Source organism: Schauerella aestuarii (genome assembly GCF_009866805.1).
GTDB classification, from domain to species: Bacteria; Pseudomonadota; Gammaproteobacteria; order Burkholderiales; family Burkholderiaceae_B; genus Schauerella; species Schauerella aestuarii.
The window spans coordinates 742,183-757,585 of the sequence record NZ_SIZW01000043.1 but is presented as its reverse complement, the minus strand read 5'-3'; the positions used below and the strand labels follow the sequence as shown (position 1 = coordinate 757,585).

The window sequence follows — 15,403 nt, the reverse complement described above, 5'->3', positions numbered from 1 at the left end:
TCGCGTTCAAACCCCAGAGCGCTAGAAAAACGCGGCGCCTGGGCGCCGCGTTCATCCTGCCGACGCTTACAGGTCGAGCAGCAGGCGCTGCGGATCTTCCAGCGCATCCTTCATGGCGACCAGCGCCAGCACGGCTTCGCGGCCGTCGATGATGCGGTGGTCATAGGACAACGCCAGGTAGTTGATCGGACGGATCACGATCTGGCCCTTCTCGACCACGGCGCGTTCTTTGGTGGCGTGAACGCCCAGGATGGCCGATTGCGGCGGGTTGATGATCGGAGTCGACAACATCGAACCGAACACGCCACCGTTGGAGATGGAGAACGTGCCGCCCGTCATTTCTTCGATCGTCAGCTTGCCTTCGCCGGCACGCTTGCCGAATTCGGCGATCTGCTTTTCGATTTCGGCGATGCTGAGCTGATCGGCGTTACGCAGAACCGGCACCACCAGACCGCGCGGGCTGCCCACGGCAATACCGATGTCGAAATAGCCGTGATAGATGATGTCCTTGCCGTCGACCGACGCATTGACGACCGGGTACTTCTTCAGGGCGGCAACAGCGGCTTTGACGAAGAACGACATGAAGCCGAGCTTCACGCCGTGCTCTTTCTCGAACTTTTCTTTGTACTGATTGCGCAGGTTGATGACAGCCTGCATGTTCACTTCGTTGAACGTCGTGAGGATGGCGTTTTCCTGCTGCGATTGCAGCAGACGCTCAGCCACGCGAGCGCGCAGACGGCTCATCGGCACGCGTTGTTCCGGACGGCCATCCAAAGACACCTGGGCCGGCGCGGCCGAGGCTGCGGCAGCCGGCTTGGCGCCGCTTTCCGAGGCCGACACAGCGTCGCCCTTGGTGACGCGGCCACCGCGACCCGTGCCGCTGACGGACGACGGATCGACATTGCTGTCGGCCATGATCTTGGCGGCAGCAGGCGAAGCGGCGGTGCTGGCCGAACCGGCAGCGGGTGCCGACGCGGCGGCAGCCGGCGCAGCGGCCGCAGCAGCCGGTGCAGCAGCTTCAGCCTTCGGAGCCGGCGTTGCAGCGGCAGCGCCCTTGCCTTCGGTGTCGATGCGGGCGATCGGCTCGCCGGAGGTGACCAGGCTGCCATCGGCCTTGACGATTTCGGTCAAGACGCCCGAGGCCGGTGCCGGCACTTCGAGCACGACCTTGTCGGTTTCGACTTCAATCAGGATCTCGTCCTCTTTGATTGCATCGCCCGGTTTCTTCTTCCACGTCATGAGCGTGGCTTCGGAAACGGACTCGGACAACTGGGGGACGACGACGTCTTTGATAGCCATGATGTATGTATGCCTTATGAATTTTTTCGAGTTGCGAGATCGTGATTACTTGGTCAGCATGAAGCCTTTGAAGCGCGGCGCCAGAGCGGCGTCGACCAACGCCTTTTGCTGCTCTTGGTGCTTGGCCAGGTAACCCACTGCAGGCGATGCCGACGCAGCGCGTCCGGCGTAGCTCAGCTTCTGACCTTCACGCATGTTTTCGTACAAGTGGTGCTGAACGTAGAACCAGGGACCCTGGTTTTGCGGTTCGTCCTGCACCCATACGATCTCGGTCGCTTTCGGATATTTGGCGAGTTCGGACTGGAACGACTTGTGCGCGAACGGATAGAGCTGTTCCACACGCACCACGGCGATGTCGTCGATCTCGCGTTCCTTGCGTGCATTGACCAGGTCGTAATAGACCTTGCCCGAGCACGCCAGCACGCGTTTGACCTTGGCGGCATCGACGGTGTCGCTGACTTCGCCGATCACCGGATGGAAATGACCGTTGGCCAACTCGTTCAACGGCGAACCGGCGTCCTTGTTGCGCAACAGCGACTTCGGCGTGAGGATGACCAGCGGCTTGCGGAACTGGCGGATCATCTGACGACGCAGCAGGTGGAAAATCTGCGCGGCCGACGTCGGCTGCACCACCTGGATGTTGTTGTCGGCGCAAGACTGCAGGAAGCGCTCGATACGGGCCGACGAGTGCTCCGGGCCTTGACCTTCGTAACCGTGCGGCAGCATCAAGGTCAGGCCGGATTGACGGCCCCACTTGGCTTCACCGGCAGTGATGAACTGATCGATCACCACTTGCGCGCCGTTGACGAAGTCGCCGAACTGCGCTTCCCAGATCACGAGCGTGTTGGGCTCGGCGCTCGAGTAGCCGTATTCGAAAGCCAGCACGGCCTCTTCGGACAGCACCGAGTCGATGACCGTAAACGGAGCCTGCCCTTCCGACACGTTCTGCAGCGGAATGTAGGCGCCGTCGTTCCAGCGTTCGCGGTTTTGATCGTGCAGCACGGCGTGGCGGTGCGTAAACGTACCGCGGCCCGAATCCTGACCCGTGATGCGGATGGCGTAACCCGATGCCACCAGCGAAGCAAAGCCCAGATGCTCGCCCATCCCCCAATCGAGGTTCTGGTCGCCACGGCCCATGTTGCGGCGGTCGTTGAGCAGCTTGGCCACGAGCGGATGAACGGTAAAACCGTCCGGCACCGTGGTGATGCGCTCAGCCAGGCGCTTCAGTTCGGCCAACGGCACGGCCGTATCGGCTTGATCGGTCCACTTGGCGTTCATGTACGGCGACCAGTCGATCGCGTACTTGCTCTTGTAGTCGGTCAGCACGGGTTCGATCGTGCGCTGGCCGTCTTCCATGAGCTGGCGGTAGTTCTTGACGAATTGATCGCCCTCGCCTTCGCTCAGCACGCCTTGCGCTTCGAGCTTGTCGGCGTACAGTTTGCGCGTGCCGGGATGATGGCCGATACGCTTGTACATCAACGGCTGCGTGAGCGACGGGGTATCTTGCTCGTTGTGGCCCAGCTTGCGGAAGCAGACGATGTCGACGACGACATCGTGATGGAATTCCATGCGGTACTCGAGCGCGAGCTTGGTCACGAACACAACGGCTTCGGGATCGTCGCCGTTGACGTGGAACACCGGCGCCTCGATCATCTTGACCACGTCGGTGCAATACAGCGTCGAACGCGAGTCGCGCGGGTCGGACGTCGTGAAACCGATCTGGTTGTTGATGACGACGTGCAGCGTACCGCCCGTGCCGTAACCGCGCGTTTGCGCCAGGTTCAGCGTTTCCATCACCACGCCCTGACCGGCAAACGCCGCATCGCCGTGCACCAGCACCGGCAGCACTTGCACGCCAGCGTGATCGCCGCGGCGCTCTTGGCGCGCGCGCACGCTGCCTTCAACCACGGGGTTGACGATTTCAAGGTGGGACGGGTTGAACGCAAGCGACAGGTGGACCGGACCGCCACGGGTCGAGACATCGCTCGAGAACCCGTTGTGGTACTTCACGTCGCCGTCGGTCAGACCTTCGGCGTGCTTGCCTTCGAACTCGGCAAACAGATCGCCGGGCATCTTGCCCATGATGTTGACCAGAAGGTTCAGGCGGCCGCGGTGAGCCATGCCCACGATGACTTCCTGCACGCCCTTGTCACCGGCGTGATTGACGATTTCGTCCATACACGCGATGAAGCTCTCGCCGCCTTCCAGCGAGAACCGCTTCTGGCCGACATACTTCGTATGCAAAAAGCGCTCCAGCCCTTCGGACTCGGTCAACTGCTGCAGGATGTGGCGCTTTTCTTCAGCGGTGTAATTGGGGGTGCCCAACGACGTTTCCAGGCGCTCCGAGATCCAGCGCTTGGCGGCCGGGTCGGACATGTGCGTGAATTCGGCACCCACGCTGCGGCAATAGGTATCGCGCAACGACTTCAGGATCTCGCGCAGCGTCATGGTGCTGGCGGTCGTGAAATAGGTATTGGTGGCCGAATAGACCTGGTCCAGATCCGATTCGCTCAAGCCGTAAAAGGCCGGATCGAGCTCGGGAATCGTGGGGCGCTCCTGGCGGCGCAGCGGATCGAGATCCGCGATGCGCGAGCCGAGCGAACGGTAGGCGCCAATCAGCGATTGGACCGAGACCTGCTTGCTGGCCTTGTCGAGATCGGGCGCCTGGCCGCGAACGACATGGAACGCATTGGCGCGTGCGCGCTGTGCGAACGATTCCACGATCGGCGCATGCGCCTGATCGCGTGTGGATTCCTGGCCGTCCGTAGCTGGCGCATGCTGCAACTGATCGAAGTAGTTGCGCCAATTTTCAGGAATCGCGCTTGGATTGTCGAGATAGGACTCATAGAGCTCCTCGACATAGGGCGCGTTACCCCCGAACAAATAGGACGTGGATAGGGATTCTTTTTCCGAAGACATTAATTGCTTCACCTTGCCGGGTGTCTCACCCGATGCGATGCAGGAAAACCTTCCGCGACACGGCTTAACCGGTTAGCGGATAGCGGGGGCAGAAGGCGACGTACTAGCCTTGATAGCCGTATCCAATGAGTATAGCGCCTTGAAACGTCCCCCGTCTTTGAGTGCGTTACATCGCTGTGGAAGTTACACGACATGGTGCGATGCCGCATGATCAACACGTCGGCATCCTCTGGAAAGTCCACCGATACGGCGGGCAAGATGAGTACACCTCCCGAACAGAAAAATTATTTCAGTCGATGTCGCATCCGGATGGACAAGTCGAATGCAACAACTTGGGTCTCTCCAGCGCCAGGTCGCCATCACGTTTTCAGCACCCGCCGTGCAATGAAAAGCGCCACGATCGCAAACACGCCCAGCCCCAGCCCCTCGGCCGTGCCCGCAAATCCCTCGCCGACCAGCGCCAGCGGTGTGCTACTGCCCGAGGCGCCAATGACCCCCGCCAGCATGACGCCCACCAGACTCTCGCCGACGATCAACCCCGAGGCGATCAACACGCCGCGCCGGTTGGGCGCATCCGCGTACGCCGCCTCTTCCGCCCCGGCTGCGCGCGCCCGGCGCGCGAGCACACCCGCGATTACCCAGCTGAGCACCGCACCTACCACCAGCGGCGCACTCACGGTAGGCGGCAGATAGATACCGATGCCGACCGCCAGCACCGGCATCCGCGCCACCTTGCAATTCCGCGCAAGCACGGCGTCCACCGCGATCAGGGCCACGCCCACGGCCGCGCCGATCGCGATCATGGTCCAGTTCAGCTGACTGGTGAAGATGCCGCGCGCAATCGCCAGCATCAACGTCGCCTGGGGCGCAGACAACGCCTGACCCGCGTCCATGTCGGCGCGGGGCATCGCATCCGAAAAACCGTAGGCGTTATAGAGCAGTTCGAGCACGGGCGAAATCACCGCCGCCCCGACCACGCAGCCGATCAAGAGTGCCACCTGCTGGCGCCACGGCGTGGCGCCCACGAGCCAGCCCGTTTTGAGATCCTGAAGATTGTCGTTGGCGATCGCCGCAACGGCCAGTACGGCAGACACTGAGAAAATCGCCAGCGCGATCCCCATGCGTTGCCCGTCGGGTGTCGCCAGCAGCCCGTCGCCGCGTCCGATCAACAGCATGAGGGACGACACCAGCACCATCGCCACGATGCCCACGCCCGAGATCGGGCTGCTCGACGAGCCCACCAGCCCGGCCATGTAACCGCACGCGGCGGCCACCAGAAAACCGAAGATGAACGCAAACAGCACGCCGTACGCGATCAACCCCCAGAACGCCGCGGGCGTCACCGGCACACCGCGCAGGAACACGTGAAAGCACACCACCAGAATGGCCACCAGCACCAGCGTGACGATACCGATCCAGACCGGCGGCAGGTCGCGCTCGGTGCGCGGCACGGCTGAAAGCCGTTCTGCGCTGCTCCGCAAACTGCCGAAGGAGGCCTTCATCCCGGCCAACATGGGTTTGAACAATACGGCAAGGGTCCACAGCGCCCCTACCCCGATCACGCCGGCGCCGATGAACCGTACGTGCTCGCTCCACTGCGCGGTGGCAAACTGCTGGATCGTCTGCCCGGCAGGCATCGGCGTGGTCGCCGTCAGAATGGGAACGGCGATTCCCCAGGCGATGACCAATCCCGTCAACATGGCGATACCGGCCACGATGCCGATCAAATAGCCTGCGCCCAACAGCGCCAGCGAGAAGCCGAAGGGCACTCGAAAGACCGACGTGCCCACGGCAAACCAATAGCTCCAACTGTCGCCCAACACACGCAAACCGGACGCCGCGAAACTCACCACCGCGGCAATCCCGCCGCCCAACGCAATGTCGCGAATGCCGGGCGGCGGTCGGGATGATGCACCTGCTGTGTTGGTTGATGATGTCCCCACGGTGCTGAGTGACGATGTCCCTGCAGTCGTAAGCGACGACGCCCCTGCAGCGTTCAGCATCGATGGGTCCGCAGGCATACGGCTGTCGGCAGACGCCTTGGCACCCGCCTCGCTACCCACCCGCAAAATCTCTGCGGCTGCCACCCCTTCCGGATAAGGCAGATCGCTTTTCACCACCATCACGTGGCGCAATGGAATCGAGAACATCACGCCGAGCATGCCGCCGGCGGCCGCAATGCCGAAGGTCTGCCAAAACGGGAAGCCCTGCCAATGCCCCATCATCACCAATGCGGGCAGGATGAAAATGATCGACGACAACGTGCCCGCCGCCGAAGCCTGCGTCTGCACCATATTGTTTTCAAGGATATTGGCATCGCGAAACAGCCGCAGCACCGACATCGAGATCACCGCAGCCGGAATCGCCGACGAGAATGTCAGCCCCACTTTCAGCCCCAGGAACACATTCGAGGCGGTGAACACCACCGTAATCAGTGCCCCCAGAATTACGCCGCGCAGCGTCAATTCCGGCAGCAACGTGCCGTCGGGTATTCGACCATCTCGATTCATTGCGCTCTCCTCAAGCCCTCGGCATCGTCTGCTGCGATGCGCCACGGCCGCATGCAAGCACTCGTCATACCCGGATTGATGTGTCGGCGATCGCCCATGCGCGCGTGCTTTCTGTTGAAATAGCGCATTGCCGTAAACGCGTGGCCACGTGCCCGCCTTGTTCGGCGCGTTTCGCGCACCCGTTCGACATCCGAAGTTCGCGCTTCATTCGCCCGGACGACGCGTGCGCCGCGCTACCCTTTTTTTCCTTTCTGCAGCAGGCCTATCAGCATGGACGATACCTTTACCAAGTTGGCGTTGGACTACCACGCTTATCCCACCCCGGGCAAAATCTCGGTCACGCCGACCAAGCCGCTTGCCAATCAGGACGATCTGTCGCTGGCCTACTCTCCCGGCGTCGCCGCCGCTTGCATGGCCATCTTCCACGAGGGTGACGAGGCCGCCGCCAAGTACACTTCGCGCGGCAATCTGGTTGGCGTCATCACCAACGGCACCGCTGTATTGGGGTTGGGCAATATCGGCCCCCTGGCCGCCAAACCGGTGATGGAAGGCAAGGGTTGCCTCTTCAAGAAATTTGCCGGCATCGATGTGTTCGATATCGAACTCGCCGAAAACGATCCGGACAAACTGGTCGACATCATCGCCGCGCTCGAGCCCACGCTCGGCGGCGTGAACCTTGAAGACATCAAGGCGCCCGAGTGCTTCTATATCGAGAAAAAGCTGCGCGAGCGCATGAAGATCCCGGTCTTCCACGACGATCAGCACGGTACCGCCATCATTTCGTCGGCCGCCATCCTGAACGGCCTGAAAGTGGTCAACAAGGAAATGTCGCAGGTCAAACTGGTGTGCTCCGGCGCGGGCGCCGCGGCCATTGCCTGCCTGGACTTGCTGGTGCACCTTGGCGTTCGCCGCGAGCACATCTACGTGGTCGATTCACGTGGCGTGATCTGGGAAGGCCGCGATGAAAACATGGAGCCCAACAAGGCCCGCTACGCGCAGAAAACCGATGCGCGCACCCTGGCCGACGTCATCGCCGACGCCGATGTGTTCCTGGGTTGCTCGACCGCCGGCGTGCTCACGGGCGACATGGTCAAGACCATGGGCGACCAGCCGCTGATCCTGGCACTGGCCAATCCCGAACCTGAAATCCGTCCCGAAGTGGCTCGCGCCGCGCGTCCGGATTGCATCATCGCCACGGGCCGCTCGGACTATCCGAATCAGGTCAACAACGTGCTGTGCTTCCCGTTCATCTTCCGCGGTGCCATGGATGCCGGCGCCACGCGCATCACCGAAGAGATGAAACTGGCGTGCGTGAAAGCCATCGCCAAGCTGGCCCAGGCCGAGCAAAACGACGAAGTGGCCCGCGCGTACGCCGGTCAGGAGCTGAGCTTCGGTGCCGACTACATCATCCCGAAGCCCTTCGACCCGCGCCTGATCGTCGAAATTGCGTCGGCTGTTGCGCAAGCGGCCGCCGACTCCGGCGTGGCGCTGCGTCCGATCGAAGACATGGATGCCTACCGGGCGAAATTGACGGCATTCGTTTACCACTCCGGTCAACTGATGCGTCCGCTCTTCATGCAGGCGCGCAAGGCCGCCAAGCGCGTGATCTACACCGACGGTGAAGACGAACGCGTCTTGCGCGCCGTGCAGGTCGTGGTCGACGAAGGCGTGGCTTTCCCCATTCTGGTGGGCCGCCCCAGCGTGATCGAAATGCGGGTGAAGAAATGCGGCCTGCGTCTGGTGGCCGGCCAGCACATGGAAATCGTCGATCCCGAAGACGACGAGCGCTTCACCGAAACCTGGACGGCCTATTACAAGCTCAAGAGCCGCGACGGCGTGACGCCCGAAATCGCCAAGGCGATGATCCGCAAGCACAACACCCTGATCGGCGCGATGCTGTTGAACCGCGGCGACGGCGATGCCATGCTGTGCGGCGTGGCCAGCCGGTATGACCGCCAGCTCGACTATGTGAATGATGTGATCGGCCTGAAGCCGGGTGCGAAAACGTTTGCCGCCATGAACGTGCTGATGCTGCCCGAACAAACGCTCTTCATTTGCGACACGCACGTCAACGAAGATCCGACTGCCGAGCAAGTAGCCGACATGACGATTCAGGCCGCTGAAGAAATGCTGCGGTTTGGCGTGGTCCCCAAGATTGCGTTGCTCTCGCACTCCAACTTCGGCAGCCGCCCGTCGGCCTCGTCGCGCAAGATGGCGCAGGCGCGCGAACTGATCGAAAAGCTGGCGCCAAACCTGGAAGTGGATGGCGAAATGCATGCCGATGCGGCCCTGTCCGAATCGATTCGCCTGAAAGCCTTCCCGGACAGCACCCTGAAAGGCCGTGCCAACCTGCTGGTCACGCCCAATCTCGACACCGGCAACATCACGTACAACATGCTCAAGATGACGGGCAGCAACGGTATCGCGATGGGCCCGATCCTGCTGGGTGCCGCGCGCCCGGTGCACATCCTCACCACCAGCGCCACGGTGCGACGCATCATCAACATGACGGCTTTGGCGGTCGTGGATGCACAGCAGGAAGCCGGGCTGGTCGCCCGCGGCGTGGTGTAAACCGCGACCCCACGAGGCGTCGACCGGGTGAGCACGCCGGTCGACGTGTGGCGAAGACGGCGAGGCGTACCCTGACTGCGCCGTCGATACGCAGCAAAAGCCCGATCCTGGATCGGGCTTTTTTTTCACCCTAAAATCATTTTTCCCCGAGACTCACCGAAAGGCGCGCCCATGACACGGATTGACGATTCGAACGCCCTCACCTTTGCACCCGAAGTCATCGCGGCGCAGGATGCGCTCAAGGCCGCGGGGATCGGTGCCGCAAACATCCTCGTGCAGCCGTTGGCTGAGGCACGCGAAACCAACCGGATTTTTCAACGTTTCCTGAACGTGCCGGTACCGGACGTTGGCCACATCGTTGAGCATCGCCTGGACCACTTGGCGCACCCGGTCAACGTGCGGCTGTACTACCCGGCATCGGAGCGCCCTGGCCCCCTTCCCGCTTATCTTCACATCCACGGCGGCGGGTTCGCGCAGGGCGATATCAATAGCCTGGATCGATGGAAACGCGAGATTGCCAATGAGGCCCACCTCGTCACGGTAGGCATCGAATATGCCCTGTCGCCTGAAGCGCATTACCCCGTCGCGATCGAGCAGGTCATCGGCGCATTGCGCTGGTTGCGTGACCAGGCCGCTACGCTGGGGCTGGACGGCGAGCGCATTGCGGTCGGCGGAGATTCTGCCGGGGGGAACCTGGCGCTCAATGCGCTATTGCGCCTGCGCGATCAAAACGATGACTTCGTCAAAACCGGCATCATCATCTACGGCATGCTCTCGGCCGACCACGACACGCCATCGCACCAAACACTCGGCGATGGACGCTATGGCCTGTCGACCGAAAAGCTGGCGTGGTATTGGGAACGCTACGCCGGTGACGCCGCGCGTTTGCAGGATCCCGGCGTGGCCCCCCTGTACGCCGACGTCAGCCACCTGCCGCCCCTGTTGTTGCTGGCGGCGGCACTGGACCCGCTGCTCGACGACACCTTGAATCTGGCCAGGAAGCTTGACGCCGCCGGCCAGCCCACCGAGCCTCGCATCTACCCGGGCGTACCGCATGCGTTCATCGCCATGACGCGCATTCTGCCCCAGGCGCGCGAAGCGCGCGACGATGTGATCGCACATCTCAAGCAGCATCTTTTCATCCCCGCCGGCATTTAGTCTTTTGCAAGCGCGCGGTCGCGAAAGCCCGGCACCTCCCAGGCGCGCATCGCCGGCGCCGGCGCCGCGTGGCGTTCGATGTCGACCAAAGCGGATTGGGCGCTCGGCCCTTGCGCCAAGCGTGAGGTACCGACGTCCGCCGTCAACACATTTGGATTGCCGTGACGATCCAACGTTCCGTCGGGATCGGACCACGCACCAGTGGCCATGATCACCACGCCCGGCGTCAGTCCCGCATCGACACGCACGCCGGCAAGACACGCACCGCGATCGTTATGCACGCGCACCAGATCGCCATCCGCGATGCCGCGATCTGCCGCATCCTTGGGGTGCATCGCGATCGGTTCGCGGCCCTGAATCTTGTCGCGACGCGAGAGCTTTGCTGGATCCATCTGACTGTGCAGCCGATTCTTCGGTTGATGGGTCAACAGGTGCAAGGGCCATTTGCGCGCCAGCTGCGCGCCCAGCCATTCTCGTGGCGGCAACCATGCCGCATGACCCGGACAGTCGTCGTATTCGAACGCGGCAACCGATTTTGAATACAGTTCAATGCGGCCCGAGGGCGTGCCCAGCGGCTTGGCGATCGGATCGCGGCGAAAGGCCTCGAACAGCACATACTCGCTGTCGGCCGGCGGCAATGCCGCATAGCCTTGCGCCCAGAATTCATCGAACGTCGGCAACGGCACGCCGCGATGGGCGCAACCGGATCGCATGCCCTCATACACATGACGGCACCACGCCATCTCGCTTCGCCCTGCAGTAAAGGTATCCTCAAACCCCGCACGTTGTGCCAACGCCGCAAAGATATCGAAATCGTTGCGCGCCTCACCCTGCGGCGCGATTGCGCGATGCATGGCAAACACATAGGGGTCGCGTGCCGAACCGCCCACGTCGCAGCGCTCGAGCGGCGTGGTCGCGGGCAAGACGATATCGGCGCGGCGCGCCAATGGTGTCCACCACGACTCATGCACGATCACCGTTTCTGGTGCGCGCCACGCTTCACGCAGGCGATTCTGGTCCTGATGATGGTGAAAGGGATTGCCACCGGCCCAATAGATCAGCTTGATATCGGGATAGACGTGCTCGGTGCCATTGAATGCATACGATGTTCCAGGCGCAAGCAACATGTCGGCAATGCGCGCGACCGGAATGGCAAGACCAGCCGGGTTGCGCGGCACCGGCACCTCCGGCCCCGGCAAGGGACGGTGAGGATGCCCGATCCCGTTGAGCGACCCATGGCCGAACGCGAAGCCGCCGCCAGGCAGTCCGATCTGCCCCACCAGCGCCGCCAACCCGATCAGCGCCCAGTACGGCTGCTCACCATGTTCGGCACGCTGCAATGCCCACGCCGCCGTGAGCAGACTGCGCTGCGCGCTCACCCGATGCGCCAACGATCGGATCACCTCTGCCGGGATGCCCGTGATGTACGACGCCCAGTGCGCATCCTTGACCTGGCCATCGCTATCACCGCGCAGATACGCCGCCCACGTATCGACACCGACACAATGCGTTTGCACGAACGCCGCATCGTGACGCGATTCGTTCAACAACGTATGCGCCATGCCGAGCATGAGCGCCGTGTCGGTATTGGGTCGAATCGATATCCACTGCGCCTCGATGCCCGATGGAATATCCGCACGCGTGGGGCTCACCACAACCAGTTCGATCCCGGCCTCCCGGGCCTGCTTCAGATACCCCGGCAAGCTGTGCAACCCCGCCCCACCGGAGGTGACCTGCGCATTTTTCAACGGCATACCGCCAAACGCCACGATCACACGCGTGTGATGCAGCACGCTCGCCCAATCCGTCACATCGCCACTCACCGGACTGGCCGTGCCGATCACATGCGGCAGCAGAAACTGCGCGGCGCCCCAACTGTAGTTGCCGATTTGATCGACGCACCCGCCACCCTGAAACAGGAACCGCCGGATCAGGCTGCGCGCGTGATGCACGCGCCCGGCCGACGACCAACCATATGAACCGCCAAAGATGCCGGACGCACCGTAATCGCGCCGCACGCGTGCCAACTCGCCGGCCACCATATCGAGCGCCTCATCCCACGGCACCTCGACGTACGTGTCGCCTTCGCGATCGCGATTGCCTTTGAGCCAACCGCGCCGCACCGCCGGACGCTTCACGCGCAATGGCGAATGCACCATCTCGGCAATCGAGTTCAGCATGGGCGACGGCGCCGCATCGGCCTCGAAGGGTTCGCAACCGATCACGCGGCCTGAGTCGACCACGGCGGTAAAAGCCCCCCAATGGGCCAGCGACGGATGGCGTGTCAGTGTCATGCGATCCTTTAAGGGCGGAGAAAACCATGAAGGGGCGACGGTGCAATCCGGCACCCGATCGCGCGCGCGTCGGAATGCGAGCCGATCTCCTGCGCACTGAAATCATACGTCCTGCGTACATCAACGGCCGCCGCCGGTCACTGCGACCGTATCAAAACGCGAGGGGAAGCAACGGCATCATCGAAAAGTGGCCGGCCCCGCTCGTAGCGGTTATTTTCTGGTGTCTACGATCACACAAAAGAGGAATCGACGATGGGCCTTCGAGAACGGTTGTTCGCACTGGCGCTACCCGCAGCGATACTGATGACGCACGGCCTGCCCGCACACGCCGAAACCGCCACGCTCAAAGTGAAAAGCGCCGTCGCCGCCAAGGATGAGCACACCGCTATCGATGTGATCGATGTGACCCTTGCGCCCGAAAGCCGTCGCGACCTGGCCGCGTTCACCAAAAACCGCGTGGGCAAGCGAATTCATTTGCGCGCGGGCGATGTACTGCTCACCTCCGTCACCGTGCAAAGCCCGATCGCATCCAGCAGCCTGCGGCTCACGGCAGGCGTGCAAGGATTCGGCGGCAGGTCGGCCGACGAGATTGCAAACCGGCTGAACCAGGGTGGATCGCTGTCGGTGTCGGACGAAAAGTAGCGCAGCGTGGCCGGTATCCTCAATCCCCTCGCCGCCCGATCGCGCACCAGGCAGAGCGCGCTCGCGTGGATCCTGGAAGCCTTCGAGCGGGATGCGACTTACATGCACAAGCGGATGTTCGGTTGCGACGCGGCCTATATCGACGGCAACTTGTGCGTGGTCGTGGCCGACCGCGACGAGCCCTGGAATGGGGTGCTCGTATGCACATCGCAAGATCGCCACGCGGCCCTGATTGCCGACGTCCCCGCGTTGCAGCCCCACCCCGTACTGGGCAAATGGCTCTACGTGAGCCAACACGATGCCGGCTTCGAAGCGGCGACCGCATCGATCACGTCGCTCATCCTCGAACGCGACCCACGCATCGGCGTCGAACCGAAACCGCGCACGCGCCGATCGAAGACGCGCTGACGTTCGGTTGCGTGCCACCTGCGGTTATCCCCCAACGACACAGGCCACGCTTTCCTCTACCCTGATGCTTTGCGATTCACACCGGCAATGAGCAGACAGCATGAGTAAAGAACAGGCATTCGAACACGCAGCGCGCACGTTCACCGACGGCAGCTTCGAGCGCGAACTCGCACGGCGCGTGGCCGTGCCCTCGGTGAGCGGTCCGGGTGCCGATGACGCGCCATTGATGGCGTACTTCGAGACCATCCTGCAACCCGATCTCGAATCGATGGGTTTCACCTGTGCTTATCTGCCCAACCCGATCGCGGGCCAGTCGCCCTTTCTGCTCGCCGAGCGTATCGAATCGCCCAACGCGCTCACCGTGCTGAGTTACGGCCACGGCGACGTGGTGCCCGGTTATGACGATCAATGGGAAGCCGGCCTGTCGCCCTGGACGCTCACGCTGCGCGATGGCGCCTGGTACGGCCGCGGCATTGCCGACAACAAAGGTCAGCACACCATCAATTTCGCAGCCCTGCGCGCGGTGCTGGACGCCCGCCATGGCAAGCTGGGCTACAACGTCAAAGTCTTGTTCGAACTCGGCGAAGAGCGCAGCTCGCCCGGCCTGCGTCAAGTGTGCGCGCAGCATCGCGACGCGCTCGCGGCCGACGTATTCATCGCCTCCGATGGCCCCCGCGTGAGCATCGACGAGCCGACGATCTTTTTGGGATCGCGTGGCTCGCTCGTCTTCGAGCTCTCGTGCAACCTGCGCGAAGGCGGACTGCATTCGGGCAACTGGGGCGGCATCATGAAGAATCCCGCCGTGCTGCTGGCCAACGCGATCGGCACGCTGGTGGACGGACGCGGCCGGATCGTAATTGACGGCTTGCTGCCGCCCGCCATCCCGGAGCCCGTGCGCGAGGTGCTGGCCAAGCTCACCGTCGACAGTAAAAGCCTGGGCAAGCGTATCGACGACGATTGGGGCGAGCCGGGCTTGACCGCCGCCGAGCGCCTCCTGGGATGGAACACGCTGGAAGTGCTCACGTTACATGCGGGCAATCCCGCCAAACCGGTCAATGCCATTCCGCCATCAGCAAGCGCGCACGTACAACTGCGTTTCGTCGTGGGCACGAACTGGCGCGAGGCCGAATCGATCCTGCGTGCCCATCTCGATCAGGCGGGCTACACAGACATCAACGTCAAGATCGTGCGCGGATCGCCCGCCACACGTCTTGATCCGGCCAGTCCCTGGGTCACATGGATAAAAGACGCGATCGCGCAGGCCACCGGCGCCGAACCTTCGGTGGTGCCCAATCTGGGCGGCACCGTACCCAATGACGCCTTCTCCGAGATCCTGGGCCTGCCTACGATCTGGGTCCCCCACTCGTACCCCGGCTGCAAACAGCACGCCGCAAACGAGCATTTGCCGCTGAACATCGTGCAACAGGGATTGCGCATGATGACGTCGGTGTTCTGGGAGCTGGGCGAAGCCCCGGCGCAGGTGGCATGGCGCGAAGCCAATACACCGGCCACAACGCAAGCCGCAACGCAGTCCGCCACGCAAGCTGCGACGCAAGCCAACGCATAGGCGGAACCGCGGGCAAAACCGTACCAAAGGCGCCC

At 62.8% G+C, this 15,403-nt stretch carries 9 protein-coding genes; 5 read left to right on the top strand and 4 right to left on the bottom strand.

From position 1 onward, the window contains the following. Window positions 1-66: 66 nt before the first annotated feature. The 3 genes from odhB to EYW45_RS22710 form a co-directional block, all read right to left on the bottom strand. Window positions 67-1,299, bottom strand: coding sequence for a 2-oxoglutarate dehydrogenase complex dihydrolipoyllysine-residue succinyltransferase (gene odhB, locus EYW45_RS22720; protein WP_161137710.1), 1,233 nt, complete (start codon window positions 1,297-1,299; stop codon window positions 67-69). Between the two features lie 45 nt (window positions 1,300-1,344). Then, window positions 1,345-4,218, bottom strand: coding sequence for a 2-oxoglutarate dehydrogenase E1 component (locus EYW45_RS22715; RefSeq protein ID WP_161137709.1), 2,874 nt, complete (start codon window positions 4,216-4,218; stop codon window positions 1,345-1,347). A 359-nt stretch (window positions 4,219-4,577) separates the two neighbouring features. Continuing rightward, complete coding sequence (locus EYW45_RS22710; RefSeq protein WP_161137708.1) at window positions 4,578-6,728, bottom strand: OPT family oligopeptide transporter; 2,151 nt, start codon at window positions 6,726-6,728, stop codon at window positions 4,578-4,580. Window positions 6,729-6,998: 270 nt separating this feature from the next. Here EYW45_RS22710 and EYW45_RS22705 point away from each other — a divergent pair, with 270 nt between their 5' ends. Both EYW45_RS22705 and EYW45_RS22700 read left to right on the top strand, forming a co-directional pair. Then, a complete protein-coding gene (locus tag EYW45_RS22705; RefSeq protein ID WP_161137707.1) occupies window positions 6,999-9,299 on the top strand; it encodes an NADP-dependent malic enzyme in 2,301 nt (766 codons plus the stop codon). A 171-nt stretch (window positions 9,300-9,470) separates the two neighbouring features. Then, the gene (locus tag EYW45_RS22700) at window positions 9,471-10,457 is read left to right on the top strand and encodes an alpha/beta hydrolase fold domain-containing protein (protein ID WP_161137706.1); all 987 of its coding nucleotides are present in this window, start codon (window positions 9,471-9,473) and stop codon (window positions 10,455-10,457) included. On the opposite strand, the gene EYW45_RS22695 is transcribed toward EYW45_RS22700, so the two are convergent. After that, window positions 10,454-12,751, bottom strand: coding sequence for a molybdopterin-dependent oxidoreductase (locus tag EYW45_RS22695; protein WP_161137705.1), 2,298 nt, complete (start codon window positions 12,749-12,751; stop codon window positions 10,454-10,456). The two genes, EYW45_RS22700 and EYW45_RS22695, sit on opposite strands and share 4 nt — an antisense overlap. Window positions 12,752-13,003: 252 nt before the next feature. On the opposite strand from EYW45_RS22695, the gene EYW45_RS22690 reads away from it, so the two are divergent. The 3 genes from EYW45_RS22690 (at window position 13,004) to EYW45_RS22680 (ending at window position 15,368) form a co-directional block, all read left to right on the top strand. Next, window positions 13,004-13,393 (top strand): hypothetical protein, encoded by a 390-nt coding sequence (locus EYW45_RS22690; protein ID WP_235939186.1) that lies wholly within the window; start codon window positions 13,004-13,006, stop codon window positions 13,391-13,393. Window positions 13,394-13,399: 6 nt separating this feature from the next. Beyond that, a complete protein-coding gene (locus tag EYW45_RS22685; protein WP_328703679.1) occupies window positions 13,400-13,801 on the top strand; it encodes a hypothetical protein in 402 nt (133 codons plus the stop codon). A 100-nt stretch (window positions 13,802-13,901) separates the two neighbouring features. Next, entirely contained in the window at window positions 13,902-15,368 is a 1,467-nt protein-coding gene (locus EYW45_RS22680) for a M20 family metallopeptidase (RefSeq protein ID WP_161137704.1), read from the top strand. The last annotated feature ends 35 nt before the right edge of the window (window positions 15,369-15,403 follow it).